At 74.6% G+C, this 26,114-nt stretch carries 23 protein-coding genes and 1 riboswitch; of the genes, 7 read left to right on the top strand and 16 right to left on the bottom strand.

Annotated elements, in window-relative coordinates; all coding sequences use genetic code 11:
* Window positions 1-210 precede the first annotated feature (210 nt).
* Entirely contained in the window at window positions 211-2,145 is a 1,935-nt protein-coding gene (locus tag ACIRS1_RS04735; RefSeq protein ID WP_402836771.1) for an anthranilate synthase family protein, read from the top strand.
* A 57-nt stretch (window positions 2,146-2,202) separates the two neighbouring features.
* Here ACIRS1_RS04735 and ACIRS1_RS04730 read toward each other — a convergent pair whose 3' ends face one another.
* The 3 genes from ACIRS1_RS04730 to ACIRS1_RS04720 are packed head-to-tail and all read right to left on the bottom strand — an operon-like array spanning window position 2,203 to window position 4,931.
* The gene (locus ACIRS1_RS04730) at window positions 2,203-2,883 is read right to left on the bottom strand and encodes a response regulator transcription factor (protein WP_360207414.1); all 681 of its coding nucleotides are present in this window, start codon (window positions 2,881-2,883) and stop codon (window positions 2,203-2,205) included.
* Window positions 2,861-4,087 carry a MacS family sensor histidine kinase gene (gene macS / locus ACIRS1_RS04725; RefSeq protein WP_360207417.1) on the bottom strand — a complete coding sequence of 409 codons (1,227 nt, stop codon included), beginning with the start codon at window positions 4,085-4,087 and terminating at the stop codon, window positions 2,861-2,863. Before macS ends, ACIRS1_RS04730 begins: the two co-directional genes overlap by 23 nt.
* Window positions 4,088-4,121: 34 nt before the next feature.
* The gene (locus ACIRS1_RS04720; RefSeq protein ID WP_402836886.1) at window positions 4,122-4,931 is read right to left on the bottom strand and encodes a lysophospholipid acyltransferase family protein; all 810 of its coding nucleotides are present in this window, start codon (window positions 4,929-4,931) and stop codon (window positions 4,122-4,124) included.
* A 236-nt stretch (window positions 4,932-5,167) separates the two neighbouring features.
* Between ACIRS1_RS04720 and ACIRS1_RS04715 the strand changes: the two genes are divergently transcribed.
* Together ACIRS1_RS04715 and ACIRS1_RS04710 are read left to right on the top strand one after the other, a co-directional pair.
* The gene (locus ACIRS1_RS04715) at window positions 5,168-5,962 is read left to right on the top strand and encodes an alpha/beta fold hydrolase (RefSeq protein ID WP_360207423.1); all 795 of its coding nucleotides are present in this window, start codon (window positions 5,168-5,170) and stop codon (window positions 5,960-5,962) included.
* Between the two features lie 10 nt (window positions 5,963-5,972).
* Window positions 5,973-6,761 carry a hypothetical protein gene (locus ACIRS1_RS04710; protein ID WP_402836768.1) on the top strand — a complete coding sequence of 263 codons (789 nt, stop codon included), beginning with the start codon at window positions 5,973-5,975 and terminating at the stop codon, window positions 6,759-6,761.
* A 26-nt stretch (window positions 6,762-6,787) separates the two neighbouring features.
* Here ACIRS1_RS04710 and ACIRS1_RS04705 read toward each other — a convergent pair whose 3' ends face one another.
* From ACIRS1_RS04705 to ACIRS1_RS04685, 5 genes are all read right to left on the bottom strand, one after another.
* Window positions 6,788-7,549, bottom strand: coding sequence for an endonuclease/exonuclease/phosphatase family protein (locus tag ACIRS1_RS04705; protein WP_402836766.1), 762 nt, complete (start codon window positions 7,547-7,549; stop codon window positions 6,788-6,790).
* Window positions 7,550-7,686: 137 nt separating this feature from the next.
* Complete coding sequence (locus tag ACIRS1_RS04700; protein WP_360207429.1) at window positions 7,687-8,631, bottom strand: ROK family glucokinase; 945 nt, start codon at window positions 8,629-8,631, stop codon at window positions 7,687-7,689.
* Between the two features lie 192 nt (window positions 8,632-8,823).
* Window positions 8,824-9,201, bottom strand: coding sequence for a DUF5304 family protein (locus ACIRS1_RS04695; RefSeq protein ID WP_402836763.1), 378 nt, complete (start codon window positions 9,199-9,201; stop codon window positions 8,824-8,826).
* A 230-nt stretch (window positions 9,202-9,431) separates the two neighbouring features.
* Window positions 9,432-10,604, bottom strand: coding sequence for an ArsA family ATPase (locus tag ACIRS1_RS04690; RefSeq protein WP_402836761.1), 1,173 nt, complete (start codon window positions 10,602-10,604; stop codon window positions 9,432-9,434).
* A 25-nt stretch (window positions 10,605-10,629) separates the two neighbouring features.
* A complete protein-coding gene (locus ACIRS1_RS04685) occupies window positions 10,630-11,091 on the bottom strand; it encodes an SRPBCC family protein (RefSeq protein WP_360207436.1) in 462 nt (153 codons plus the stop codon).
* 322 nt (window positions 11,092-11,413) lie between these two features.
* Between ACIRS1_RS04685 and ACIRS1_RS04680 the strand changes: the two genes are divergently transcribed.
* Window positions 11,414-13,207 (top strand): AMP-dependent synthetase/ligase, encoded by a 1,794-nt coding sequence (locus tag ACIRS1_RS04680; protein ID WP_402836759.1) that lies wholly within the window; start codon window positions 11,414-11,416, stop codon window positions 13,205-13,207.
* Between the two features lie 51 nt (window positions 13,208-13,258).
* Here ACIRS1_RS04680 and ACIRS1_RS04675 read toward each other — a convergent pair whose 3' ends face one another.
* Window positions 13,259-14,395: a glycosyltransferase family 4 protein gene (locus ACIRS1_RS04675; protein ID WP_402836757.1), complete on the bottom strand. Its 1,137-nt coding sequence runs from the start codon at window positions 14,393-14,395 to the stop codon at window positions 13,259-13,261.
* Window positions 14,396-14,638: 243 nt separating this feature from the next.
* Between ACIRS1_RS04675 and ACIRS1_RS04670 the strand changes: the two genes are divergently transcribed.
* The gene (locus tag ACIRS1_RS04670; RefSeq protein ID WP_402836755.1) at window positions 14,639-16,054 is read left to right on the top strand and encodes a glycosyltransferase 87 family protein; all 1,416 of its coding nucleotides are present in this window, start codon (window positions 14,639-14,641) and stop codon (window positions 16,052-16,054) included.
* 79 nt (window positions 16,055-16,133) lie between these two features.
* Here ACIRS1_RS04670 and ACIRS1_RS04665 read toward each other — a convergent pair whose 3' ends face one another.
* From ACIRS1_RS04665 to ACIRS1_RS04640, 6 genes are all read right to left on the bottom strand, one after another.
* Entirely contained in the window at window positions 16,134-17,201 is a 1,068-nt protein-coding gene (locus tag ACIRS1_RS04665) for a hypothetical protein (RefSeq protein WP_402836753.1), read from the bottom strand.
* Window positions 17,202-17,362: 161 nt separating this feature from the next.
* Window positions 17,363-18,409 (bottom strand): NlpC/P60 family protein, encoded by a 1,047-nt coding sequence (locus tag ACIRS1_RS04660; protein WP_387898350.1) that lies wholly within the window; start codon window positions 18,407-18,409, stop codon window positions 17,363-17,365.
* 227 nt (window positions 18,410-18,636) lie between these two features.
* The gene (locus tag ACIRS1_RS04655) at window positions 18,637-19,779 is read right to left on the bottom strand and encodes an NlpC/P60 family protein (RefSeq protein WP_360207451.1); all 1,143 of its coding nucleotides are present in this window, start codon (window positions 19,777-19,779) and stop codon (window positions 18,637-18,639) included.
* A gap of 10 nt (window positions 19,780-19,789) precedes the next feature.
* A riboswitch (cyclic di-AMP (ydaO/yuaA leader) is annotated at window positions 19,790-19,943 on the bottom strand.
* A gap of 347 nt (window positions 19,944-20,290) precedes the next feature.
* On the bottom strand, window positions 20,291-21,328 hold the full coding sequence (locus ACIRS1_RS04650) for an NlpC/P60 family protein (RefSeq protein WP_360207454.1): 1,038 nt from the start codon (window positions 21,326-21,328) through the stop codon (window positions 20,291-20,293).
* A 198-nt stretch (window positions 21,329-21,526) separates the two neighbouring features.
* Window positions 21,527-22,888 (bottom strand): NYN domain-containing protein, encoded by a 1,362-nt coding sequence (locus tag ACIRS1_RS04645; protein WP_402836884.1) that lies wholly within the window; start codon window positions 22,886-22,888, stop codon window positions 21,527-21,529.
* 237 nt (window positions 22,889-23,125) lie between these two features.
* Window positions 23,126-23,389: a hypothetical protein gene (locus ACIRS1_RS04640; protein ID WP_360207456.1), complete on the bottom strand. Its 264-nt coding sequence runs from the start codon at window positions 23,387-23,389 to the stop codon at window positions 23,126-23,128.
* 231 nt (window positions 23,390-23,620) lie between these two features.
* Here ACIRS1_RS04640 and ACIRS1_RS04635 point away from each other — a divergent pair, with 231 nt between their 5' ends.
* Window positions 23,621-24,403, top strand: a complete 783-nt coding sequence (locus tag ACIRS1_RS04635) for a rhomboid family intramembrane serine protease (RefSeq protein WP_402836750.1) — start codon at window positions 23,621-23,623, stop codon at window positions 24,401-24,403.
* A gap of 39 nt (window positions 24,404-24,442) precedes the next feature.
* Window positions 24,443-24,724: an Lrp/AsnC ligand binding domain-containing protein gene (locus ACIRS1_RS04630; protein ID WP_030240061.1), complete on the top strand. Its 282-nt coding sequence runs from the start codon at window positions 24,443-24,445 to the stop codon at window positions 24,722-24,724.
* Between the two features lie 22 nt (window positions 24,725-24,746).
* Here ACIRS1_RS04630 and ACIRS1_RS04625 read toward each other — a convergent pair whose 3' ends face one another.
* Window positions 24,747-26,111 carry an aminotransferase class V-fold PLP-dependent enzyme gene (locus ACIRS1_RS04625; protein WP_360207462.1) on the bottom strand — a complete coding sequence of 455 codons (1,365 nt, stop codon included), beginning with the start codon at window positions 26,109-26,111 and terminating at the stop codon, window positions 24,747-24,749.
* Window positions 26,112-26,114 lie beyond the last annotated feature (3 nt).

The following is a 26,114-nucleotide window of genomic DNA, read 5'->3' as shown; positions in this document are numbered from 1 at the left end:
CCGGCCCCATCCGCTACGCTCGAGCCATGCACGCGCCCCACACCCACTCCTGGTGGTGGGCCTCCTCCAAGGGTGGCCCACCGATCGCGCGTTCCTAGACGAACACGACGGCCGCCCCTCGGGGCGGCCGTCGGCGTCTGAGCAGCCGGCCCTCCGGGAGCGGATCCACGCACCGCACCTCGCCAGTCCACCCGGAAGGAAGCCGTTCCCGTGACCACCGCCGCCGATCTGCTCGCCCGTCTCACCTCCCCCGGCGCCCCCGCCTTCGCCCTGCTGCACCGCCGCACCCCGCGGCTCGCCCCGGACACCGTCGAGGTGCTGCTGGGCACCGTCGACGAGTACCCGCACCTCGCCGACCTGCCGGTCCGCACCGGCGTGCCGGCCGCCGGCCCCGTCCACGACCTGCTCGCACTCGTCCCGTACCGGCAGATCCGCGAGCGCGGCTTCGAGGCGCACGACGACGGCACCCCGCTGCAGGCCCTCTCGGTGACCGAGCAGTTCGCCCTGCCCTTGGCCGAATTCAACTCCGCCCTACCGCAGTTGCCGGTGAACCTCACCGGCGGCTCGTTCGACGTCGACGACGAGGCCTACGCGGCGATCGTCCGCCGGGTGATCGAGGACGAGATCGGCAACGGCGAGGGCGCCAACTTCGTGATCCGGCGCGACTTCCGCGCCACGCTCGAGGACTTCTCCCCCGCGCTCGCCCTCTCCCTGTTCCGGCGCCTGCTGGAGCAGGAGCGCGGCGCGTACTGGACGTTCCTGGTGCACACCGGCGAGCGCGTGCTGGTCGGCGCCTCCCCGGAGGTGCACGTCCGGCAGAGCGGCGGCACCGTCGTGATGAACCCGATCTCGGGGACGTACCGCTATCCGGCCGGCGGCTCGGACATCGACTCGCTGCTCCACTTCCTCCACGACCCCAAGGAGCTGGAGGAGTTGACGATGGTCGTCGACGAGGAACTGAAGATGATGTGCACCGTCGGCGACCTCGGCGGGCAGGTGCTCGGACCCCGCCTCAAGGAGATGTCCCACCTGGCGCACACCGAGTACGAGCTGCGCGGGCGCACCTCGCTGGACGTCCGCGAGGTGCTCCGCGAGACGATGTTCGCCGCCACCGTCACCGGCAGCCCGGTGCAGAACGCCACCCGGGTCATCAAGCGCTACGAGCCGGGCGGGCGCGGCTACTACTCCGGCGCGCTGGCGCTGATCGGCCGCTCCGCCAGCGGCGGGCAGCTGCTCGACTCCCCGATCTGCATCCGCACCGCCGACATCGACCCGGCCACCGGCGGCCTGGTCGTCCGGGTCGGCGCCACACTGGTGCGCCACTCCGTCCCGGAGTCCGAGGTCGCCGAGACCCACGCCAAGGCCGCCGGGGTGCTCACCGCCATCGGCGCCCGGCCCGCCCCCGCCCGACTGCCCGGCCCCACCGGCCCCCGGCTGGCCGACGACCACCGGGTCCAGGCCGCGCTCGACGCCCGGCGGGCCGACCTCGCACCGTTCTGGCTGCGGATGCAGACCCCGGCGGTGGTCACCGAGCCCGCGCCGACCCTGGTCGTCGACGGCGAGGACACCTTCACCGCGATGCTCTCCCACCTGCTCACCTCGATCGGCCACCGGGTCACCGTGGTGCGCTACGACCGGCCGGGGCTGCGCGAGCTCGCCGCGGCGCACGACGGCCCGCTGGTGCTCGGCCCCGGACCCGGCGACCCGGCCCTCGCGGGCGACCCCAAGATGGCCCTGCTGCGGCCGGTCGTCGCCGACGCACTGGCCGCCGCCCGCTCCGGTGCGCGCAGCGCGCCGCTGCTCGCGGTCTGCCTCAGCCACCAGCTGCTCTCCGCCGAGCTCGGACTGGGCCTGGGCCGCAAGGCCGTCCCGTACCAGGGGGCGCAGGAGAGCATCGACCTCTTCGGCACCAAGCGGACGGTCGGCTTCTACAACGCGTTCACCGCGCGCTGCTCCGACGCCGACGCGGCCCGGCTGGCCGCCGAGGGCGTCGAGGTCGCCCGGGACACCGTCACCGGCGACGTGCACGCCCTGCGCGGACCGGGCTTCGCGGGCCTCCAGTTCCACCCCGAGTCGGTGCTGACCCGCGACGGCGTGGACATCGTGGCGGGCCTGCTGCGCGAAGCGGCGGCCGTCCGGCGCTGAGCGGGCGGCCGGCGGGCCGTCCCGGGCCGGGCGCTCGGGGCGGCCCGCGGCCGGCCGTCAGATCTCGTCGTCCAGGCCCTGCTCGATCGCGTAGCGGACCAGCTCCACCCGGTTGTGCAGCTGCAGCTTGCCGAGCGTGTTCTGCACGTGGTTCTGCACCGTCCGGTGCGACAGCACCAGCCGGTCGGCGATCTGCCGGTACGACAGGCCCTTGGCGACCAGGCGCAGCACCTCGGTCTCCCGGGCGGTCAGCTGCGGGACGGCCGGGGCGGAGGCGGGGGCCGGCTCGGTGGCCAGCCGGCGGAACTCACCCAGCACCAGGCCCGCCAGGCCGGGCGTGAACACGGCGTCGCCGACGGCCGTACGGCGCACCGCGTCCAGCAGCTCCTCCCGCCCGGCCGACTTCACCAGGTACCCGGTCGCCCCGGACTTCACCGCCTCCAGCACGTCCTGGTGCTCGCCGCTGGCCGACAGCACCAGCACCCGCACCGCCGGATCGGCCGCGACCACCTGGCGGCACACCTCCGCGCCGGACAGGCCGGGCAGGTTGAGGTCCAGCACGACGACCTGCGGCGTGCAGGCGCGCGCCCGGCGGACGGCCTCCTCGCCGTCGCCCGCGGTGGCCACCACGTCCAGTCCGGCCTCCGCGAGGTCGCGCGAGACGGCGTCGCGCCACATCGGGTGGTCGTCCACGACCATCACCCGCACCGGCCGGTCAGTCGACGGCTGATCGGTCATCAGAACCCTTCCTCGGGACGCGCAGTTCCACCTCGACGCCCTCCCCGGGCGCCGAGTACAGCTCGGCGGTGCCGCCGAGGTCCAGCAGCCGGCCGCGGATGGACTGGGAGACGCCCAGCCGCCCGGCCCGTTCGGCCTCGCCGAGCCGGCCGGGGGCGAAGCCGGGGCCGTCGTCACGGATGCTGACCGTGACGGCCTCCGGCTCGTCCTCCACCAGGATCCAGGCCCGGGCCGGCTCCCCGGCGTGCCGGCGCACGTTGTCCACGGCCGCGCCGACCGCTGCGGCGAGTTCGCCCGCCGCCGGGGCGGGCAGCAGCACCGGGGTGCCGGGGGCGGAGAGCGTGATCCGTTCGTCGGCGTACGGGCGCAGCAGGGCGGTGAGGTCCTGCGGCTCGTCGGCCGCGCACTGCGGCGCGCGCTGTCCGGGGATCGGGCCCCCGGTCATCAACGCCCGCAGGGCGCGCTCCTGCTCGCCGGCCAGCCGGCCGAGTTCGGCGAAGTCCGCGCCGGCGTCGGCCTTCCCGGTGAGCTCGGAGCCGCGGCGCTGGACCAGCGCGAGCACCTGGAGCACGCCGTCGTGGATGTCGCGGGAGAGCCGCTCGCGCTCCCGGGTGGCGGCCTCGACCTGGAGCGCCCGGGTGAGCGTGGCCTCGCTGGCGCGGGCCAGTTCGATGACGTAGCCGATGGCGCAGCCGGCCACCATCAGCAGCACGATGTTGTGGATGTTGTCGCTGGTCGGGCCACCGTGGCCGAGGATGTTGGCCACGCCGATCACCGAGCCGGAGGCGGCGGCCCAGCGCCAGCCCCCCTTGCCGGCGAAGCCGAGCACCGTGCCGGCGGCCCAGATGGTCGGCAGGGTGGGCGCGCCGTGGCTGATCCGGACCGGGTCGTCGGTCATCCCGCTCATCACGATGCCGGTGACGGCGAGGGCGAGGTCGGTGCCGAGCACCCACCGGGTGCAGCGCTGCGGGCCGGCGAAGGCCCGGGTACTGGCGAGGGTCCAGAGGGTGAGCGCCCCGAGGAAGATCCAGCCGGCGACGGGGTGCAGGAAGTGCAGGTAGGAGTTGAGGTAGCGGAGCAGGGCGTAGCCGAGGGCCAGCAGCCGGAAGTAGGAGATGGCCTTCCAGAGCGGCAGTTCGACGGACATGCCCCCGGCCGCGACCGTGCCGCCGACCGCCGCGCCGGTTCTCCCGCCGTCCGTCATCCGTCCGCCCTCCCCCTGGCCCGTGCGGGCGGCGTCAGGCCGACCCGGTGTCCTTCTGCTGCTCGGCGGCCTTCTCGGCCTCGGCCGCCGCCTTCTCGGCCTTCTCCGCCTCCGCGGCCTCGGCCTTCTCGGCCTTGGCGGCCGCCTTGCGCTCGGCGTCGGCCTTCTTCTTGTCGTCCGCGATCTGCCGCTTGGCGGCGGTCGCGTAGATGTCCACGTACTCCTGGCCGGAGAGCCGCATGATCTCGTACATCACCTCGTCCGTCACCGAACGGAGGATGAAGCGGTCGTTCTCCATGCCGTGGTAGCGGGAGAAGTCGAGCGGGCGGCCGATCCGGATGCCGGGGCGGATCCCGAAGTTGGGGACCACCTGGCCGGGCGGCTGCACCTTCTCGGTGTCGATCATGGCGACCGGGATGACCGGCGCGCCGGTGGCCAGCGCGACGCGGGCCAGGCCGCCGACCTTGCCGCGGTAGAGCTTGCCGTCGGGCGAGCGGGTGCCCTCGGGGTAGACGCCGAACAGCTCGCCGCGGTCCAGCACCGCGATGGCGCTGCGGATCGCGGCCTCGCCGGCGCCGCGCACGCCGGAGCGGTCCACCGGCAGCTGGCCGACGCCCTTGAAGAAGGCGGCGGTCAGCCGGCCCTTGAGGCCCGGGGTGTTGAAGTACTCGGCCTTCGCGATGAAGGTCACCCGGCGCCTGATCAGCGCGGGGAAGAAGAAGGAGTCCGAGAAGGACAGGTGGTTGCTCGCGATGATCGCCGCACCCTCGGTGGGGATGTTCTCCTCACCTTCGATCCACGGCCGGAAGAAGATCCGAAGCAGTGGCGCGACGATCATCTTCATCAGTCGGTAGAACAACCCGGGCCTCCTGTTATGCGGACCGGTCGATCCTAATGCCCCGCGGCCGCCGCCCGCGCCGCGCCCCGCCCCGACGGGCCGCCGCCGGGGCCGGTCCGGCCGGGCACGGGGCCGCCGTCGGGGGTGTACGTCCCGGCCGGGGGCGTGGGACGATGCGGATTCCGCAGCTTCCCGTCCAGCGCCCCCTCCCCCAGCGCCACCCGCCCGCGAAGGAGCCCGCCATGCCGTTGCTGCCCGGTGTCGAACCGTACCGCCACCAGGGCGGACCGGTCGGGGTCCTGCTGTGCCACGGTTTCACCGGCTCCCCGCAGTCGATGCGGCCCTGGGCGCAGGAGCTGGCCGCGGCCGGCTTCACCGTCTCGCTGCCGCTGCTGCCCGGGCACGGCACCCGCTGGCAGGACATGCAGGTCACCCGGTGGGAGGACTGGTACGCGGAGGTGGAGCGCGAGCTGCTGGCGCTCGCCGCCGAGTGCGAGCAGGTCTTCGTCTGCGCCCTGTCGATGGGCGGTGCGCTGGCGCTGCGGCTGGCCGCGGTGCACGGCGCGACGGTCTCCGGGCTGGTCCTGGTCAACCCGTCGGTGCGCTCGGACACCCCCGCCAGTGTGTTGCTGCCGGTCCTGCGGCACCTCCTGCCGAGCGTGCCCGGCATCGCCGACGACATCGCCCGGCCCGGCGTGACGGAGCTCGGGTACGACCGGACGCCGCTGAACGCCGCGTGGTCGCTGGCCCGGCTGTGGCGGGACGTCCAGCAGCGGCTGCCGCAGGTGACCCAGCCGGTGCTGCTCTTCCGCAGTCCGCAGGACCACGTCGTCTCCGCGGCCAACTCCGACCTGGTGCTCGCCCGGATATCCTCGACCGACGTGACGGAGCGGCTGTGCCAGCGCAGTTTCCACGTCGCGACGCTGGACCACGACGCACCGGAAATATTCGCGGCCAGCCGGGACTTCATCCGACGGCTGGCTCCCGCGCGTTCGGCGGGCGTCACCCGGGTCGAATCCGACGATCACCATGGCTGAAGGGCCGGAAGTGCACGAGAGCAGCACGGCGGGCGGCGGGGACGAGGCACCCCGCGAGGACGGCGCGACGAAGGACGGCAGCACCGGGGAGGGCGGCAGCGGGGAGGCCGGCGCGCAGAGCGCCGGGCCCGTCGACGGTGCGCCCGCCGGCGGTGCCCCCGCCGGCCCCACCGCGGCGGGGGGCGGCACCGCGAAGGCCGTCGACCGGCCGGTCCCGGAGCGGGCCGCCGAACCGGCCGACGAGCCGGCGGAGCCCCGCACCCGGCGCGCCCCCGAGCGCAGCCAGGCCGAGCAGGACGAGATCTTCGCCGCCCTGGTGGCCCAGTTCGACGACCCGGTGGACCTCACCAACCCCGACTGGCCGGAGGTCGAGAACCTCCGGGCGCAGGGCGATCTGAAGGGCGGTTTCAAGGACGGCGTCGGCCCCCGGACCGACCCGGACGACCTCGCCGACCTCGCCCCGCAGCCGCGCCCCCGCTCCGGCCGCCCGGTGCTGCCGGCGGCGGACTCCGGCCCGCGCGACTTCGAGCTGGCCGAGGAGACCGACGAGGGCCACTACGTCCCGCCGGAGCCCCCGCCGCTGCCGCCGGCCGACACGACCGCCAAGTTCGCCTGGCTCGCCGTGCTCGGCGGCCCCGCCCTGCTGCTGTTCGACGCGGTGGTCTGGCGGGAGATCTCCGGCTGGCCGGCCTGGGTCGGGGTCACCGCGTTCCTCGGCGGCTTCGTCACCCTGGTCACCCGGATGAAGGACCGCGACGAGGACGAGCCGGAGGACCCGGACCACGGCGCGGTCGTCTGAGCCCGGCCCGCCCGGGCCCGGCGGGATCAGCCGGACGGGCCCCGGCCGGCCGGCAGTTCCAGCACCGCGAGCACCGGCAGGTGGTCCGTCGCGGCGCGCAGGTCGGCCTCGGTGACGCCGGGGAGCCCGTGCGGCACCCCGCAGCCGAGGACGGTCGTCCCCGGGGTGGCGAAGACGGCGTCGATCCGCTGGTAGGGGCGTTCGGGGACGGACGTGAACTCGCCGCCCCAGGGCGCGGTCGGGTGCCCGTCCTGCAGCCGCGAGGCCAGCAGCCGCCAGCCGGGGCCGTCCGGGTGCTCGTTGAAGTCCCCCGCCACGATGCCGTGTTCGGCGATCCGGAGCTGGTCGAGGAGCAGTTCGAACTGGCCGTACCGCTCGTCGGCGTCCAGGCTGAGGTGGCAGCTGGTCAGGCTGAACGGGGCCGAGTCCGGCAGTCGCAGCAGCGCGGTGGCGAAGCCGCGGGCGTGCAGGCCGCGGGTCTTGGGCAGCAGCCGGTCGTACACGCCGAGCAGCCGGACCGCGCCGGGCCGGCCGAGCAGCAGCGGCCCGGCGGCGGTGCGCCCGCCGCCGGCCAGGACGGCCGTGCCGGTGCTGCGGGCGAGCCAGGCGGCCTGGCCCTCGGGCCGCCAGTAGCGCGGTGACTCCTGGATGCAGACGACGTCGGGTGCGCAGGCCCGGATCACCCGGGCCAGGGCCCGCCGGTCGTCCCGCAGGGAGCGGACGTTGTAGCTGAGCAGTCTGAGCCGGCGCGGGCCGGCCGGCGGCGGTTCCAGCGGTGGCGTGGTCATGGTCCTCCCCGGTCGCGGTCGCTGGGACGACCGTACGGCAGGGGCAGTCCGGGGCGTGCGACGGCGGCGGCGCGTCCGGGAACTGGTCGGGGTCCGGTCGCACCGCCGCCGGCGGGCTTCGGGGGTGGGGTCGGGCGTCAGACGGTGCGGGCCAGGTCGGCGGCGCCGACGATGCCTGCGGCCGAGCCCATGGAGGCCAGCACGACCTCGGCGCGCGGGCGGTGCACGCCACCGGTCAGGTAGTGCTCGAAGGCCTTGGCGACCGGGTCGAGCAGCAGCCGGCCGGAGTCGGAGACGCCGCCGCCGAGGACGAAGACGCCCGGGTCGAAGAGGGCGGCGAGGTCGGCCATGCCGCGGCCGAGCCAGTCGGCCAGTTCGGCGTAGCACTCCAGGGCGAGCGGGTCGCCGGCCTCGGCGGCCTCGGTGATGTGGATGCCGCGGATGGTCTCGGCGACGCCGTCGTTGAGCTCCAGCATCCGCCGGCCGAGCACCGGGTTGGCGGCGGCCTTCTCGCGGCCGTAGCGGCGCAACGCCCGCCCGGAGCCGTACTGCTCCCAGCAGCCCTTGCCGCCGCACCCGCAGGCCAGGCCGTCGGGGACCATGTTGAGGTGGCCGATCTCGCCGGCGACGCCGAACCGGCCGCGGTGCAGGCGGCCGTCGAGGACGATGCCGCCGCCGATGCCGGTGCCGACGGTGATCAGCACCATGTCCTGGTGGTCGGCGGCGGCGCCGAAGCGGAACTCGGCCCAGGCGGCGCAGTTGGCGTCGTTCTCGACGGCGGCGTCCAGGCCGGTGAGCTCCTCGATCCGCTGGCGCAGCGGCTCGTTCTCCCAGTCGATGTTGGGCGCGAAGATCACCGTGGAGCGGTCGCTGTCCACGAAGCCGGGGGCACCGACGCCGACCGCGCCCACGCCGGGGTGCTGCTCCTTGAGTTCGCGCACGGCCTGCGCGATGGCATCGACGGCCCACTGCGGGTCGGCCGGGGTGGGCACCCTGGTCCTGGCCAGGATCTCGCCCGCCTCGTCGACCACGCCTGCCGCGATCTTGGTCCCGCCGACATCGACGCCGATGGTCAGAGCCATGTGTCCCTCAGCTATTCACTCGTTCCCGCTGGACGGAACGGTACCGCCCAACCCGGCCCCCGTACACAGCCTCGCATACATTAACCGAAGACAATTCTGGGCCAACCGGGCCGCCATGCTTCAAAAGTCGTATCGAAGTCCCCGTAACGTCACGCATGAGAGCAACGCGATCACCGTTCGAAGGTTACGGATTCACTGCTTGGCGGACGGCTCGTCAGGGGAGTCGAGGTCGATCCGCTCGGTCGGGGCGCTGTCGCCGGCGGTCCAGCGGTGCTCGTGGCCGGTCACGGCGGCGCGGTAGGCGGCCAGCAGTTCGGACCCCGCGGCAGCCAGTCCGGAGCCCGCGGCGGCGAGGTGCCCGTAGACCTCGGGCTGCTGGGTACGCAGCCGGTCGGCCAGCCCGGAGAGGGTGATGAGGGTGTCGGCGCTCGCCTCCTGCGCCTTCTGCCCGACGGCCGTGGCGAGCCTGCGCACCTCGTCCACCAGCGGGCCCAGCTCCGGACCGAACGGGTGGGCCTGCGGGCCGCCCTGCTCGGCAGTGGGCTCGGTCCGGTCGTCGGTGCTGGTCATCGCGGGCGCCTCCTCAGCCGTGGCCGCACCCCGCGGCCCTCGGGGCCGACGGTACCCGACGGCCGGAGGGCGCCGGGTCGGGCCGGGAGGCGGGGCACTGCGGGGGCAGCACAGCCGCGGGACGGGTCGCGGAGCCGGTGCCGGAAGGAAAGGCGGTGCCGGAAGGAAAGGCGGTGCCGGAAGGGGAGCCGGACCGGCCGCCGAGGGGCCGGGCGGCGGCGGGTGCGGTGTCAGCCCCGGGGCCAGAGCGCCGGGTCGGGCGCGAACCGCACCGAGAGCGCCCCGTCGTGCAGGCCCGCGCCGGCCACCGTGCAGCGGCGCAGCGCCGACGGCAGCGCCAGCACCCGGCGGTGCGCGCCGAGGCCGACCACCAACTCGTCACCGCGGCGCACCAGGTCCAGGTCGGCCCGGTCGGCCCCGGGCAGATCCAGGTGCCAGACCAGCAGGCCCTCCTCGGCCAGCCGGTCCTCGACCGTCCAGGGCTCCGGGGCGAGCCGCTCCGGCCCGGGCCCGTCCCCGTACAGCCGGTCGGCGACCGACTCGAGGGTGGCGTCGGCCGGTCCGGTGGTCAGCACGGGGGCGTCCGTCGCCGCGGCGAGGTCGGCCAGCTCCTCCCGGCGGCGGCGGGCCAGCCCGGCCAGCCACGGGTCCGGCGAGTCCTCGGCGGTCTCCGGCAGCACGCCGTGCACCACGACCGCGTCCGGCCGGTGCCCGTGCAGGGCCAGCCCGGCCCGGATCCGGCGCAGCTCCCGGTAGGGGTGGCCGTCGGCCGGCACGACCAGCCGCACGCTGGTGCCGGGCGCGGTGATCGCGGCCCGGGACTCGGCGAGCACCGCGGACGCCTTGGTCCGCCCCTCGTACAACCACTCGGCGGGCATCGGGACGCCGGCCAGCCCCGCCAGCAGCGGGCGCAGCGCCCGGGCGGCCTGCCGCTGCTCGGGGACGAGCCGGTCCAGGTAGCGCTGGAGCTGCTCGGGCAGGGCGAGGGCGGCGATCAGCTCGGCGGGCGGCGGGGCCAGCACCACCAGGACGTCCTGGTCGGCGGCGGGCAGGGCGCGCAGCAGGGCGATCCGGGCGATGCCCGGCAGGGCGGTCAGTTCATCGGGGTCGAGCTGCTCGGCGCCGAGCAGGTCGAGGGCGGGCTTGAGCCGGGCGGTCAGCTCCCCGGCGGCGTAGCGGAAGGCGGCCTGCTCGTCGATCCGGGAGACGCTCAGACCGGGTTCGTAGCCGACGGGTTCCGGGTCCAGGCGCACCCCGAGGACGCCGTCGAGGGAGCGGTGCGGGTCGTCGGCGGCCAGCAGCCAGGTGCGGTGGCCGCGCCGGGCGGCGTGCAGGGCGGTGGCCGCGGCCACCGCGGGCGCGCCCGCGTCGCCGCTGACCAGGATGGTGCGCGTCGCCGTCATGCCGTCCGACCCCCGTTCCGTGCCGTCAGCCCTGCGCGGGCTTCTTGCCCTCGGCGTCCTCGACCCGCTTCTTCAGACCGGCCAGGGCGCGGTCGATGATGACCTTCTCGGCCTTGCGCTTGATCATGCCGAGCATCGGGATCTTGACGTCCACGGCGAGCTGGTACGTCACCTCGGTACGGCCGCCGGAGAGCGGGGCGAGCGTGTAGGAGCCGTCCAGCGAGCGGAGCATCTGGCTGCGCACCAGCGTCCAGCCGACCTCGCGGTCGCCGTCCCAGGTGTAGGCGAGGACGTGCTCGTCGCGGATGGCACCGGCGTCGAGCAGCAGCCGCACCTTGGCGGCGCGGCCGTTCTCGCCGGTCTCGAGGACCTCGATCTCCTTGACCTCGCCGGTCCAGGCCGGGTAGGCGGCGAAGTCGGCGATCACGGCCATGACCGTGGCCGGGGTCGCGTCGATGGTGATGCTCGACCTGGTGTGCTCCGCCATGGAATGGCCCTCCGCCTCGTCCCTCTGCCTGCCGGTCCGGTCGAGCGCTCGATCCGGTCCGCCCGGAGCAGGCTATCGCGACCCGGGATCGGCCCGGCCGCGCCCCTTTCCCACGGGAGCGCCGGTCGGCGGACGCCGGGGCAGGCTACCGGCCGGTCACCGCGGGGCTACCGTAGGGTGCCATTCGAACGACCCGGTCACGGCCTGGTCCGACCCGGCCCGGGTGTGACACTTCGAACACCGGAGCCGACCCCCCTGGTCGAAGCTGCCTACCGGGCAGTAACGTCCTGCCGTCCCGCAGCGTCGCGAACGAGGAGCAGTCTTGCTCGACTTCAGCCTTCCGGCCCTCTACCAGGTACCGAGCGGCGGTAACCTCTCCGACCTCGTGCACCAGAACGCCGAGCGGCACCCGGACGTCGCCGTCCTCAGCCGCAAGGTGGACGGCCAGTGGCAGGAGTTGACCGCCGCACAGTTCCTCGTCGAGGTGCGAGCGGCCGCGAAGGGCCTGATCGCCGCCGGGATCCGCCCCGGAGACCGGGTCGGCATCATGTCCCGGACCCGCTACGAGTGGACGCTGCTGGACTTCGCGATCTGGTCGGCCGGAGCCGTCACCGTGCCGGTGTACGAGACCTCCTCCGCCGAGCAGGTCGAGTGGATCCTCGGCGACTCCGGCGCGGTCGCCGTCCTCACCGAGACCGACCAGCACGCCGCGGTGGTCGAGGAGGTCCGCGGCCGGCTGCCGGAGCTGCGGCACGCCTGGCAGATCGAGCGGGGCGCGGTCGCCGCACTCGCCGAGGCCGGCCGCGAGGTCGCCGACGAGACCGTCACCGAGCGCCGCTCGACGGCCACCGCCGACTCGCTCGCCACCATCGTCTACACGTCCGGCACCACCGGCCGCCCGAAGGGCTGCCAGCTGACGCACCGCAACTTCATGGCCGAGTGCGGCAACGTGGTGGAGCGCCTGGCCCCGCTGTTCCGCACCGGCGAGAGCTCCGTCCTGCTGTTCCTGCCGCTGGCCCACGTGCTCGGCCGGATCGCCGAGATCGCCCCGGCGATGGCGCCGATCAAGCTCGGCCACGTCTCCGACATCAAGGACGTCACCGCCGAGCTGGCCGCCTTCCGGCCGACCCTGATCCTGGGCGTGCCGAGAGTCTTCGAGAAGGTCTACAACACCGCCCGCGCCAAGGCCCAGGCCGACGGCAAGGGCAAGATCTTCGACAAGGCCGCCGAGACCGCGATCGCCTACAGCCGGGCGCTGGACGCCGGCGGCGCGGGTCTCGTCCTGCGGATCAAGCACGCGGTCTTCGACAAGCTGGTCTACAGCAAGCTGCGCGCCGCGCTCGGCGGCCGGGCCACCCACGCCATCTCCGGCGGCGCGCCGCTCGGCGAGCGGCTCGGGCACTTCTACCGGGGCATCGGCTTCACCGTCCTGGAGGGCTACGGCCTGACCGAGACCTGCGCCGCCACCGCCTTCAACCCGTGGGACAAGCCGAAGATCGGCACCGTCGGCCAGCCGGTGCCCGGCGCCGACGTCCGGATCGCCGAGGACGGCGAGGTCTTCTTCCGGGGCCCGCACGTCTTCACCGGCTACTGGAACAACCCGCAGGCCACCGCCGACACCCTGAAGGACGGCTGGATCGCCACCGGGGACCTCGGCTCGCTGGACTCCGAGGGCTACCTCACCATCACCGGCCGCAAGAAGGAGATCATCGTCACGGCCGGCGGCAAGAACGTCGCCCCGGCCGTGATCGAGGACCGGATCCGGGCCCACGCGCTGGTCGGCGAGGTCATGGTGGTCGGCGACCGCAAGCCCTTCGTGGCCTGCCTGATCACCGTCGACCCGGACTTCTTCCCGAAGTGGAAGGAGCTCAACGGCAAGCCCGCCACCGCCACCGTCGCCGAGCTCAGCCAGGACCCGGACCTGCTGGCCGCCCTGCAGGCCGCCGTGGACGACGGCAACGCGGCGGTCTCGCACGCCGAGGCGGTCAAGAAGTTCCGCCTGCTGGACACCGAGTTCTCCGAGGAGAGCGGCCACCTGACGCCCTCGCTCAAGCTCAAGCGCAACGTCGTGCTGAAGGACCACGCCGCCGACATCGAGGCGATCTACCAGCGCTGACGCGGTACCGCGCGGGGGCCCGGCTCGTCGAGCCGGGCCCCCGCGCGCGTGTCAGCCCGCCAGCAGCGAGGTCAACCGCCCGGCCAGCAGGTCCCAGCGCCAGGAGCGCTCCACCCAGCGCCGTCCGGCCTCGCCCATCCGCCGCCGCAGCTCCTCGTCGCGCAGCAGCCGGACGATCCGCTCGGCGGCCGCGTCGGCCGAGCCGCCCGGCACCACGTACCCGGTCTCGCCCTCCAGCACCGCGTCCGGCGCACCGCCGGAGTCGCCCGCGACCACCGGAAGGCCGGTCGCCGAGGCCTCCAGGTAGACGATGCCCAGGCCCTCGACGTCCAGCCCCCCGCGCCGGGTGCGGCAGGGCATCGCGAAGACGTCCCCGGCGCCGTAGTGGGCGGGCAGCTCGGACCACGGCACCGAGCCGGTGAAGCGCACCGCGGAGCGCACGCCCCGGGCGTCGGCCAGCCTCTCCAGGTCCGCCCGGTACGGGCCGCCGCCGACGATCAGCAGCACCGCGTCCGGCACGTCCACCAGGATCTGCGGCATCGCCTCGATCAGGGTGTCCTGCCCCTTGCGCGGCACCAGCCGGGAGACGCAGACCACCACCGGACGGTCCGCCAGCCCGAGCCGGCGGCGCACCTCGGCGCCCCCCGAACCCGGGTGGAAGGTCGTCTCGTCCACGCCCGGCGGCAGCTGCACCATCCGGGCCGCCGCCTGCGGCCCGACCGCGCCCGCGATCCGGGAGCGGGTGTACTCGCCCAGGTAGGTCAGCACGTCGGTGCCCGCACCGATCCGCCGCAGCAGCTGCCGGGCGGCCGGCAGCTGCGCCCAGGCGGCCTCGTGCCCGTGCGTCATGCCCAGCAGCCGGCCGGCGCCCGCGCGGCGCAGCGCGGGCGCCATCAGTCCGAGCGGGGCGGCGGCGCCGAACCAGACGGAGTCGCACTTCTCCGCCCGCAGGATCTCGGCCGCCCGCCGGGTGACCCTGGGTGTGGGAACCATCACCTTCGTGCGGTCGCGGATCACCGGGAACGGCTGCTCCGCGTCGAAACGGGCCACCTCGCTGCCGTCCCGCCAGGTCGAGGCGTACACCACGACGCTCCCTGCGGGCTGACGCACGGCCATGTTGTGCACGAAGGCCTGGATGCCGCCGGGGCGGGGCGGGAAGTCATTGGTGACGATCAAGGTTCTGTGCATCAGGCCATGGCTCGCTCGGTCGGGGGGTGCTCGGTGTACCGCTGGGTGATCCGTACGATAGGTCAACACCATGACCCGCCGGGAACGGATCCGCGCACGGCAACCGTTTCACCCCCGGGTCAGTCCTAGAACCTAGGCGGCCGATGGCGGCCCGGCCGACCACGCGCCGGGCCGCCACCGCCCGCCCGGGCGTCCGTCGCACGGCGCCTCCGGTGGGACGTCCGAGACGAACGAGGGAGCGCAGTGGAGTTGGCCCCGGCCACCGAGCCCGGTACACCCAGCGGCGCCGCCGGCCCCGGCCGGACGCCGGCAGTCCGGCAGGAGCCGGTCCGTGCCCCCGGCCGCCCCCTCGGGGCGCTCGCCGCGCTCGGCGCCACCTGGCTGGCCACCCGGACGGTGCTGGTGCTGCTGATGACCGGCGTGGTGAAGGGGCCCGGCGGGGACATCACCGCCGACGTCTGGATGATCTACCACGCCTGGTACGGCGTGCTGCAGACCGGCACCTTCCCGTTCGACGACGTGACCTGGCAGTACCCGCCCGGCGCCGCCCTGGTGATCCTCCTGCCGGGTCTGCTGCCCTGGTCCTACCTGGTCTCCTTCTGGGTGATCTGCGGGATCGCCGACGTCGCCGCCACGGCCCTGCTGGTGCGCACCGGCCTGCGCCGCGGCCGCGCGCTCACCGGCGCCTGGCTCTGGGTGGTGGCCGTGCCGCTGCTCGGCCCGATGGTCTACAACCGCCTGGACATCATCGTCACCGCGATCGCGCTGGCCGGACTGCTGGCCCTGGTCCGCCGCCCGGCGATCGGCGGGATGCTGCTCGGCCTGGGCGGGATCGTGAAGATCTGGCCGCTGCTCGGCCTGATCGGCACCCCCTCCGGCCGGCGCACCCGCCGCTCCTGGACGCTGGCCGCGGCCACCGCCGTCTCGGTGGGCTTCCTGCTCGCCGCCGGGATGAACGGCGCCTTCGGCTTCCTGGCGTTCCAGAAGGAGCGCGGCATCGAGGTGGAGTCGCTCGGCGCGCTGCCGCTGCACTTCGCCCGGCTGGCGGGCGCCTGGGACGGCAAGGTCACCATGAACTACGGCTCGCCCGAGATGCTCGGGCCGTGGGTCCCGGTGATCAGCAAGGTGATGATGGCCGGCACCCTGCTGGGCTTCGCCTGGCTGCTGCTGTGGCGCTTCACCGCCAAGCGCCGCAACGCGGCCACCATGTACGACGCGGCGCTGTGCGCCCTGCTCATCTTCACCGTGACCAGCCGGGTGATCAGCCCGCAGTACCTGGTCTGGCTGATCGGCGTCGCCGCCGTCTGCCTCACCGTGCACGGCACCAGCCAGCGGCCGGTGGCGCTGCTGCTCCTGATCGCCTGCCCGCTGACGCTCGCCGAGTTCCCGCTGATGTTCAGCCGGATCCTGTCCAGCGAGCCCTGGGGCGTCACCGTGCTCGGCCTGCGCAACCTGCTGCTGCTGGCCGCCACCCTGCTGTCCTGCGTCCGGCTCTGGCGCTCCACCCGCGGCCCGGTCCAGCTGCCCGCCACGGTGGTGCTGACCACGCCCGAGCCGGTGCCGGCCGGTGTCTACCCGGTGCGTCCGGGCATCGCCTACGAGCAGGACCTCCTGGACGGCATCGACCGGCCCGGGGCACCCGCCGAGCAGCGGCGCTGACGGCGGCGTCCGCGCGGCCCGGCCCGGCGTCCAGCCCGCACGGCCCGGCGCTCGGCGCCCCCGCCCCGACGCCCCGGCCTCAGCGCCCCAGCGCGGCCACCTCGTCCAGCCAGAGCCGGGTGAACCCGTCCAGGCCCACGCCCAGTTCCGAGCGGAGCAGCCCGTCCAGCCACCGCTCCCGGTCCTCCCCCGGCCCGGCGGCGGCGACCGCCCGGTAGAACGCCACCAGGCGGTCGGCCCCGTACCTGCGCGCCAGCAGCTCGCAGGCCAGCCAGGCCTGTTCGTAGGCCTGCGCGATGCCGTCGGCGCCCGCGGCGAACGCCCCGTCGGCCGGCAGCGCGGTGGGCAGCCGGCCCGCGGCGACGTCCCGGGCCAGCTCAGGCGCGATCTGCTGCGGGCTGCGGCCGGAGCCCCGGTAGGCGGTCCAGTCGGCCACGCCCTCGGAGAGCCACAGCGGCGTCCAGGCCCGGGTGTCGGCCCGGGTGGCGACGTGGGTGGCCTCGTGGGTGACGACCACCTGTCGGCCGAAGCCGCTGAGCCGCCCCCACGCCTCGGGGTTGACGGTCACCCGGTCCGCCGGGGTGCGCCGGGGCGCGCCGGGGGCGGCCACCGTGACGGCGGCCATGCCCGCCCAGCCGGCCGGATCGCCCTCCAGCAACCGGGCGAACTCGGCCTCCGTCGTGGTCAGTTCGAGCAACAGCCGGCCGGCCCAGGCGGACCCCCAGACCTCGCTCACGGCGGGTACCGCCCGGTCGGCCACGGTGACGAGCTCGGCCGGGTCGGGCCCGCCGGCGAGCGCGAGCACCAGGCAGTGCGCGCCCGGCGCGGACCGCACGGTGCCGAGGTCCCAGAGCGCCGGGGGCCCGCTCGCGGCCTCCTCCCGCTCGACCCGCCAGCCGTCCTCGCCCCGGCCCCCGGCCTCGCCTCCGCCACCGCCTCCGGCCCCGAGCCGGTCCCGGACGAGGGTGATCCGGCGCGGGTGGACGACGGGGTACTCGTCGTAGCCGGTGATCCGGACCGCCAGGTCGGCGGCGGCGGTCAGCCCGTCCGGGCCGGCGGCGGCACCGAGGACCAGGTTGCGGTACTCCGCCACCGCCTCCGCCGGGCCCGACCGGGTCGGCAGCGTCCGCGCCCGCTCGGCCAGCACCGCGGCCACCTCGGCACGCCGGTCCGCCGCCTGCCGGGCCGGGGGCGCCGGAGCGGCCGGCGGCAGCGACAGCTGGGCCAGCCCGCCGGCCGCGAGCAGCAGCGCGGCTCGCCGCGACAGCCCGCGGCGGGGTATGTCGACCGGATCGGACGGCGGCGGGCTCAGAGCCGGACCACCCCTGCGACCGGCATCGCGTTGACGCTCTCGTAGCGGACCTTGGCGCCCGGGTAGGGGGCGTGCACGATCACCCCGCCGCCGGCGTACATCCCGACGTGGTGCATGTCCCGGTAGAAGATCACCAGGTCTCCCGGCCGCGCTTCGGAGAGGCTGACCCGCTGGCCGGCGTACGCCTGGGCCTGCGAGGTGCGCGGCAGGGTCACTCCGGCCTGCCGCCAGCTGTAGTACATCAGACCGGAGCAGTCGAAGGCGCGCGGCCCGGTGGAGCCGTAGACGTAGGGCGAGCCGATCATCCGCACCGCGGCGGCCAGTGCGGCCGCCCCGCGCTCGGAGGCGGGCGGGGCGCTGCCGAGGTCCAGCCGGTCGGTGCCACGGGTGGCCCGCTGCTCGGCGTCCCTGGCGTCCTGGGCGGCCAGCCGGGCGCGCTCGGCGGCGCCCAGGCTGTTGAGCAGCCGCTGCGCCTTGGCGAGCCGCTGCTGGACCTGCTGCTTGCCCTCGGCGAGCGAGCGGCGGGCCTGTTCCAGTTCGGCGAGCTTGCCGGAGGTCTCGGTGCGGCGCTGGTCGAGCCGGCGCTGGCGGGTGACCAGCTCGTGCAGGGTCTCCTGCTGCCGCTCGGCGGCCTGGTCCAGGGTGCGGGCCCGGGTCAGGTAGCCCTCGGGGTCGGTGGAGAGCATCAGCTGGACGGTCTGTGCCAGGCCGCCGCCGCGGTACTCGGCGCCGGCCACGCTCGCCAGGTCGCCGCGCAGCTGGTTGAGCTGTTCCTGGCCGACGGCGATCTCGCCCTGGAGGACGGTGGTCTCGCCCTGGAGGCGCTGCTGGGCCTCCAGGGCGGCGTTGTACCGCTCGGACGCCTGCTCGGCCTCGTCGTAGAGCTGTTCGACCTGCGCCTTGACGTCCTTGCGGCTGGGCGGCTCGGGGGCCCCGGGGGCGGCCTGGGCACTGCCGCCGGTCGTGACGCCCAGGGCGGTGGTGGCGGCCGCGGTCAGCACCAGCGCACGGGCGAGCAGTTGGGAACGGCGGTGCACGGGCATGGCGGCGGCGGCTCCAGTCCTGCGGCACGGCCCCGCCGCCGCACCCGGTGGGCGGTCTGGAAGCGGGAGTCCGGTGGCAGACGTTAGCGAGTCCGGGCAAGCGAGTCCAAACCCCTCCGGACCCGAATATTCGACCACCAATCGGACACCCATCCGTGCCCGGTGGAAAAGCCGCAGGCCCGGCCCTCCGTGACGGAGGGCCGGGCCCGGGTGCTCCGGAGTGGGGATCAGACCCGCACGATGGAGGCCAGCGGCATGTTGGAGACCGCCTCGTAGCGCACCGAGGCACCCGGCTTGGGCGCGTGCAGCACCTGGCCGTTGCCGGCGTAGATCCCCACGTGGTGGGCGTCGCTGTAGAAGATGAGCAGGTCGCCGGGCTGCGCCTGGGAGAGGTCGCTGCCGATCCGGGTGCCGGCACCGGCCTGCTCCTGGGAGGTCCGCGGGAGCGACACGCCGGCCTGGTTGAACGCCCAGACCATCAGGCCCGAGCAGTCGAACGAGCTGGGGCCGGTGGCGCCGTAGACGTACGGCGAGCCGACCTTGGTGGCGGCGATGGACAGCGCCGCGGCACCGCGGGAGCTGCCGGCGGCGACCGGCTTGGGGGCGGGCGCCGAGGTGGTCGGGGCGCTCAGGTCGGTGCGGTTGCTGTCCCGCGAGGAGCGGTCGGCGGCCTGCTGCGCGGCCTGCTGCTGGGCGGCCTTCGCGGCGGCGTCGGCCTTGGCCTTGGCCTCGGCGGCGGCCTTCTCCTCGGCCGCGCGGAGCGCCTGGCGCTCCTGCTCGGTCAGCGTGTTGAGGAGGTCCTGCGCGGCCTTGAGCTTGCCCTGGACCTCGTCCTTGGCGGCCTTCAGCTGCTGAGTGGTGGTCTCCATCTCGGCGAGCTTGCCCTGGGCCTCGGTGCGCACCTGGTCGAGCTTGCGCTGCTCGTCCTGGAGCTGCTTCAGCTGCCCCTTCTGGGTGTCACCGGCCTGGTTCAGCGTGCCGGCCTGGTTGAGGAAGTTGTCCGGGCTCGCGGAGAACATCAGCTGGACGGTCTGGGATATGCCGCCGTTGCGGTACTGCTCGCCGGCGATCTCGGCCAGGCCGCCCTGCAGGTCGGTCACCTGCGCCTGCTGCCGCGCCACCTGGTCCTGCAGGCCGGTGACCTGCTTCTGCAGCTCCTGCTGCTTCTCCTGGGCGGCGTTGAGCTTCTCGGTGGCGACCTCGGCCTGCTCGTTGAGCTGGTCGACCTGCTCCTTGACCTGGTCCTTGGTCGGCTGCGGGTCGGCGTGGGCGCCGGACTGCGCGGACAGCGCGACCGCCGCGGCGGCGACACCGGTCAGGATCGACACCCGGGCGCGGCCGGCGGGCTTGGGACGACGATGGGACGCCACGAAGGCGGGCTCCTTCTTCCTACGTCCGCCTACCGGGTGAGCTGACGGGTTCGGGCCGGAAGCGGGCCCTACGACGCCTCACGGCCGTTCCACCGGCCGACCTGACGCCGATTCACCCCGGAGGAACGTGGTTCCCCGGCTCCGCTCCACAGCGCCCCCGAACACTGGGCTCCCCGCCGGGCGGCCCTTCGGGCTGCCCCGCTGCTTCGCGAACTCGACGGAAACCACCGCCGCCACCCTGGCTGGGCGATCGACAGTGCGGTGGTTCGAGGCACGACCCTAGTAACTGAACCGTGATCCGTTCAAATCCTTGTCAGAAAAAAGATGGAAGAAGACCCAAGTTCATTTGTGAATATGACCGATGGTGATCACCACCGCACGCAAAGCTGATCGGCTTTCACCGCAAGGCCGTTCAGGACCCCTGGGGCGCGCAGAAATCCGAACGCCACCCCCGGTCGGGAGTGGCGGGGATCACAGGGTCGGCGACGGCCCCGCGGCGGCTGTCCCGCCGTCAGACCCGGCGGATGGTGTTGATCGGCATCGCGTCGGCCTTCATCACCTTCACCACGTCACCGGTGTGCGGGGCGTGCACCACCATGCCGTTGCCGATGTACATCCCGACGTGGTGCCGGTCGCTGCCGTAGATCACCAGGTCGCCCGGCTGGGCCTGGTCCAGCGAGGGCACCCGGGTGCCGACGTTGCCCTGCTCCTGCGAGGTGCGCGGCAGCGAGACGCCGGCCTGGGCGTACGACCAGACCATCAGGCCCGAGCAGTCGAAGGTGGTCGAGCCGGTGGCGCCCCAGACGTACGGCGAACCCTGCTTGCTCATCGCCTTGGCGACGGCCACGGCCGCGTACCCGCTCGCGGGCGGCAGGCTGCTGAGGTCGACCCGGTCCGCGCCGCGCGAGGCCCGGTCGTCCTGCGCCTGCTGGGCGCGCAGCGCGGCCCGCTCGGAGGCGCTGAGCGAGTTCAGCAGGTCCTGGGCGGCCTTGAGCTTCTGGTTGACGTCCGACTTGGCCTGGTTCAGGTCCTTGGTCGTGGAGTCCAGCGAGGCCAGCACGGCGGCGGCCTCGGCCTTCTCCTGGTCCAGCCGGCGCTGCTGGTCCAGCAGCCCCTTGAGCGCCTCGGCCTGGCTGGTGCTGGCCTGCTGGACGCTGGAGGCCTTGTCCAGGTACCCGGACGGGTCGGAGGAGAGCATCAGCTGGACGGACGGGTCGATGCCGCCGGTGCGGTACTGCTCGCCCGCCACCTCGGCCAGGCCCGTCTGCAGCTGGGTCATCTGCTCCTGGCTGCGGGCCACCTGGTCCTGCAGCTGGTCGGCCTGCTTGCGGAGCTGGTCGGACCGCTCCTTGGCGCCGTTGTACTTCTCGGCCGCCTGCTCCTGCTCCTGCTGGAGCTGGTCGATCTGCGCCTTGACGTCCGTCTTGTTCGGCTGGGGCGCGGCGTGCGCGGCCACCTGGGCGGAGAGGGCGACCGCGGTCGCAGCAGCAGCGGTGAGCACGGAGACCCGCGCGCGGCTCGGCTGCTTGGGACGGCGGTGGGAGGCCAAGGACCGGCTCCTTCTTCCATCGGCCTCACCCGATCAGGTGAGAATCCGGAAAATAGGTTTGACGCCAGACCCTAGTGAAGATCCAAGGGATTTTCCACTCCCCCGATGGCGTGAACTCCACCCTCCCGCTGACTTCACGAGATCCCCACACCACCCCGAACCGGTCGCTGACCAGCCGTCATCCCGCCCGGGCGGGGTTCAGGGCCGCGCCAGGCGGTTCAGCAGCAGCACCGACGCCACCGGGCGTGCGCCCGCCTTCCGCACGCCCTCGGCCACCTCGCGGTCGGTGGACACCACCACCACCGGACGGCCCTGCGGCTCGGCCCGCACCAGACGCCGGATCAGCTCGTCCGCCGTCTCACCGGTCCGGCTGAACCGCACCCGCACCCCGCGCGGTGGCGCCATGATCACCGGGACGTCCAGGTCCTGCCCGTCGAACACGCAGGTGACCTCCGCCTGGGTGCGCTGGGCGAGCATCGCCAGACCGCCCAGCAGCCGCAGCCGCTGCTGCTCGAGCGGCAGCGTCGGATAGCCGGTCTTCGTCACGTTGTAGCCGTCCACCACCAGGTGCACCTGCGGGATCGCCAGCAGCTGGTCCAGCAGCGCCGGGTCGTCCTCGGCCAGGCCGCGCCGGGCCACGTCGTGCGGCGAGGCAGACCCGGGCACCACGGCCTCCACCAGGTCCGCCGGCCGGATCTGCGAGACCGGCAGCGCCAGCTCCCGCTGCAGCCCCTGCGCCGACTGCAGCACGGTGTCCAGCAGCAGCCGCAGCCGCATGTCCTCGACGCTGCGCCCCTCCCGGGCCGACCGGCGCCCCTGCTCGGCCGAGGTCTCCAACTCGCCGACCCGGTGCCGCAGGCGGCGCGCCTCGGTCTCGGCGGCGCCGCGCTCGGCGGCCGCCTGCGCCTTCACCGCCTCCAGCTCGCCGGCCAGCCGGCGGGTCTCCGCCTGCGCGCGGCGGGTGTCGCTCTCCAGGGAGCGCACCTTCTTGCGCAGCGACTCCGCCTCCCGGCGGACGTCCTCGGACTCCGCGCGCTGGCGGTCCAGGTCCGCCCGGGCGGCGGAGCGCAGCTCCGCCAGTTCGGCCTGCAGCTTCTCCACCAGCCGGGCGGCCTCGGCGGCCGCGCCCTCGGCCCCGACCCGCTCCGCCTCGTCGCCGGCCTCGGCGACCAGCCGGCTCCAGCCCGCCGAGCGCACCAGGTAGGCGGCGGCCGCGACGTCCATCGGATCGGCGGCGCTCGGGACGCTGCCCGACTCCAACGCCTTCACCAGGTCCGGCTGGCCCAGCCGCAGCCGCTCCGCTATCCGCACCCGGAAGGCCGGCTCCGACTCCAGCGCCGCGGCCAGCGCGGTCGCCGCGTACTTGGCCCGGCGGGCCGGGGTGAACTTCACGTACTGACGCAGGCTCTGCGGCAGCTCACCGGGCGGCAGACCGCCGAGCGCGTCCGAGGCCAGCCCGACCACCCGTCGGCGCACCCCCTCGGGCAGCGGCCGGTCCAGCTTCTCCACGACGCGCTCCGGCGCCGGGCCCTCGCCGGCGCCGGGGTCCTCGCCGGCCACCCCGGACTCGGACGCGGCCGCGCCGGCCGCCGGCGGCTGCGCGTCGGCAGCGGGCTGAAGCCCCTGCGCTTCGGCGGGCTCCCTCGCTGCGTCCACCACGTCCTCGGCTCCGATCCTGGTCCTACGGGGTCCGCGGCCCGCGGCCGCCGCCCCTGTCGTCACGCTCCGTGCGTCCTGTCTGCATTGTCCCAGCGCGGAGGGCGGGCGCGCCGCGCACCGCCCACCGCACCGGGGGCGTCAGCCCTGCTCGGCCGGGTCCGCCGCGTCCTCGGCACCGGGACGGGCCACCAGCTCGACCTGGTCGACGGCGTTGCACCAGCGGCAGCGCACCGACTCGACGGTCTCGCTGAGCACCTCGGTCTCCTCGACCTTGGACTCGCCGGCCAGGTCGAAGTGCAGGAACTCGGTGACCCGCGCGGAGCGGGTCACGTCGAAGCGGGTGAGGTTGCCGCACAGCGTGCAGCGCCAGCGCGTCTCGGCGGTCAGGGCGGGGACGGTCATCGGGGGTCCTCTCGGGTGGTCCCTGGGCGGGCTAGGCGCTCCCCCCGGAGCCCCGGCGTCGGCGGCGGGAGGCGGGAATGCCCGCGCCAAGCCTATTGCCTGGGGCAACCATCGCGGCCACCGGTTGCACGAAGCCGCAGGCCCGGCCCCGGCCCCGGTCCGGGGCCCCGAGTAGGCCACCTGCCGTACAGCGCGGTGTCACCCGCCCGGGCCGGAGGGATGCTTGGCCGCATGGCGCTGACGGCCCCGGGCCACACCGACGAGCGGGACGGCCGGCCGGCCGTGCCCGCCCCGGTGGTCACCTACGCCCTGATCGCGCTCAACACCCTGGTGTTCCTGCTGGGCCCGGCCGCCGGGCTCAACCCGCTGTACGGCACCGGCCAGACCCGGGTCTGCGCGGAGCAGCGGTACGAGCAGCGCTGGGGCGCCGTCCCGGTCGAGCTGCTGACCGGGCACCCGTTGACCGCCGGGCAACTGGCCGAGGCCCCCGACCCCGTCCCCGGCTGCCCGGCCGCCCCGACCCCGGGCAAGCACCCGGCGCTGTCGGTGCTCAGCGGGCTCTTCCTACACGCCGGCTGGCTGCACCTGCTGGGCAACCTGCTCTTCCTGCACGTCTTCGGCCCCACCGTCGAACTACGGCTCGGCCGCGCCCGGTACGCCGTCTTCTACCTGGCCGCCGGCAGCGTGGCCACGTACGGCTTCGCCCTGGCCGAGGCGCACTCCGCTGACTCGACCCGGGTGCTGATCGGCGCCTCCGGTGCGATCTCCGCCGTCCTCGGCGCCTACCTGCGCTTCCACCCGCGCTCCCGGGTGACGACGCTGGTCCCGCTGCTGCTGTTCCTGCCGCTGCGCTTCCCGGCCTGGCTGGTGCTCGGCCTCTGGTTCGCGCTGCAGTGGTGGTCGGTCCACGCGGCCGGGCCCGGGGTGGCCTACCTGGTGCACGTGATCGGCTTCTCGGCGGGCTTCCTCTACGCCTGCACGGTGGTCAGCCACCCCCCGAGACGACCCGGCTGACGCCCGATACGCTGGCGGCACCCCACAAAGGAGCCGAACGTGATCACCGCCATCGTCCTGATCAAGACCAGTGTCGACCGCATCCCGGAGATCGCCGAGGCCATCGCAGCCATCGAGGGCGTCAGCGAGGTGTACTCGGTGACCGGTGGCTACGACCTGGTGGCGATGGTCCGGGTGCGCCGGCACGACGACCTGGCCGAGGTCATCCCGGGACGGCTGAACAAGGTCCCGGGCGTGGCCCACACCGAGACCCAGATCGCCTTCCGCACCTACTCCCAGCACGACCTGGAGGCGGCGTTCGCGCTCGGCCTGGACGAGTAGTCCCCGCCGGCTCCCGGGCCGCTCAGCCCTGCCGGCGGGTGTCGGCGACGCAGCGGCCGCCCTCGTTGCGGTAGTTCCAGGCCGCGCCGTCCGTGACCAGCTCCCGGACGGCGGTCAGGAAGCGGTCGACGTGCTCGTCCGGCGTGCCGGCCCCGAAGCTGACCCGGATCGCGTTCAGGCTGCGCTCGCCCGGCAGCGAGGGCTCCGGCGCACCGCACTCGGAGGGGGCGACGTCCTCGTCCCCGAGCAGGGTGCGCAGCAGCGGGTGCGCGCAGAACAGCCCGTCGCGGACGCCGATGCCGTACTCGGCGGACAGCGCGGCCGAGAAGTGCGAGCTGTTCCAGCCCTGGACGACGAAGGACAGCACGCCCACCCGGGCCGAGCCGGCACCGAACAGGTTCAGCACCTTGACCTGCGGGATCTCCGCCAGGCCGGCCGTCAGCCGGGCGACCAGCTGCCGCTCCCGGGCCTCCAGGGCGTCGAAGCCGGCCTCGGTCAGCGCCCGGCAGGCGGACGCGATGGCGTAGGCGCCGATGACGTTCGGCGAGCCGGCCTCGTGCCGGGCCGGGCCGGTGTGCCACTGGACGGCCACCGAGCCGTCGTCCTGCCGGGCCACCGTCCGGGTCGCGCCGCCGCCGGCCAGGTACGGCTCGGCCGCGTCCAGCCAGTCAGCCCGGCCGGCCAGCACGCCGGCGCCGAACGGTGCGTAGATCTTGTGGCCGGAGAAGGCGATCCAGTCGACGTCCAGCTCGCGCACCGAGACCCGGTGGTGCGGGGCCAGCTGGGCGGCGTCCAGCACCACCCGGGCGCCGTGCCGGTGGGCGGTCGCGGTCAGCTCGGCGACCGGCCACAGCTCGCCGGTCACGTTGGAGGCGCCGGTGACGCAGAGCAGCTTGGGGCCCTCGGGCGCGTCGGCGAGCGCGGCGTCGAGGGCGGCGACGGCCTCGGCGTGCGAGCGCGGGGCGCGCAGGTAGCGGACGTCCAGCCCGGCGTGGGCCCAGGGCAGCAGCGAGGCGTGGTGCTCGGTCTCGAAGGCGAACACCCGGGTGCCGGCCGGGACGGCGGAGGCGAGCAGGTTGAGCGAGTCGGTGGTGGCGCGGGTGAAGACCACCTGGTCGCCCTCGCGCAGGTCGAGGAACTCGGTGACGGTCCGGCGGCTCTGCTCGAACAGGTCGGTGGAGAGCTGCGAGAGGTAGCCGGCGCCGCGGTGCACGCTGCCGTAGTAGGGGGCGTAGGCGGCGACGTCGTCCCAGACCCGCTGCAGCGCCGGGGAGCTGGCCGCGTAGTCGAGCGCCGCGTAGCCGACCTTCTCGCCGTTGGCGAGCGGGACCTGGACGTCGTGGCCGAGGACGGCGAGCGGGGCGCAGATTTCGGTGGCGATCGACACGGG

The sequence above is a fragment of the Kitasatospora sp. NPDC101176 genome (genome assembly GCF_044768035.1).
Lineage (GTDB): Bacteria > Actinomycetota > Actinomycetes > Streptomycetales > Streptomycetaceae > Kitasatospora.
Note: the sequence above shows the minus strand (reverse complement) of the source record. Positions and strands in the feature narration are given on the sequence as shown.

Excerpts from the sequence above, each read along its gene's own strand:
- ACIRS1_RS04730 (WP_360207414.1), bottom strand. The coding sequence starts at position 2,883 with ATGACCGATCAGCCGTCGACTGACCGGCCGGTGCGGGTGATGGTCGTG.
- macS (WP_360207417.1), bottom strand. The coding sequence starts at position 4,087 with ATGACGGACGGCGGGAGAACCGGCGCGGCGGTCGGCGGCACGGTCGCG.
- ACIRS1_RS04720 (WP_402836886.1), bottom strand. The coding sequence starts at position 4,931 with ATGAAGATGATCGTCGCGCCACTGCTTCGGATCTTCTTCCGGCCGTGG.
- ACIRS1_RS04715 (WP_360207423.1), top strand. The coding sequence starts at position 5,168 with ATGCCGTTGCTGCCCGGTGTCGAACCGTACCGCCACCAGGGCGGACCG.
- ACIRS1_RS04705 (WP_402836766.1), bottom strand. The coding sequence starts at position 7,549 with ATGACCACGCCACCGCTGGAACCGCCGCCGGCCGGCCCGCGCCGGCTC.
- ACIRS1_RS04700 (WP_360207429.1), bottom strand. The coding sequence starts at position 8,631 with ATGGCTCTGACCATCGGCGTCGATGTCGGCGGGACCAAGATCGCGGCA.
- ACIRS1_RS04695 (WP_402836763.1), bottom strand. The coding sequence starts at position 9,201 with ATGACCAGCACCGACGACCGGACCGAGCCCACTGCCGAGCAGGGCGGC.
- ACIRS1_RS04690 (WP_402836761.1), bottom strand. The coding sequence starts at position 10,604 with ATGACGGCGACGCGCACCATCCTGGTCAGCGGCGACGCGGGCGCGCCC.
- ACIRS1_RS04685 (WP_360207436.1), bottom strand. The coding sequence starts at position 11,091 with ATGGCGGAGCACACCAGGTCGAGCATCACCATCGACGCGACCCCGGCC.
- ACIRS1_RS04675 (WP_402836757.1), bottom strand. The coding sequence starts at position 14,395 with ATGCACAGAACCTTGATCGTCACCAATGACTTCCCGCCCCGCCCCGGC.
- ACIRS1_RS04660 (WP_387898350.1), bottom strand. The coding sequence starts at position 18,409 with ATGCCCGTGCACCGCCGTTCCCAACTGCTCGCCCGTGCGCTGGTGCTG.
- ACIRS1_RS04640 (WP_360207456.1), bottom strand. The coding sequence starts at position 23,389 with ATGACCGTCCCCGCCCTGACCGCCGAGACGCGCTGGCGCTGCACGCTG.
- ACIRS1_RS04635 (WP_402836750.1), top strand. The coding sequence starts at position 23,621 with ATGGCGCTGACGGCCCCGGGCCACACCGACGAGCGGGACGGCCGGCCG.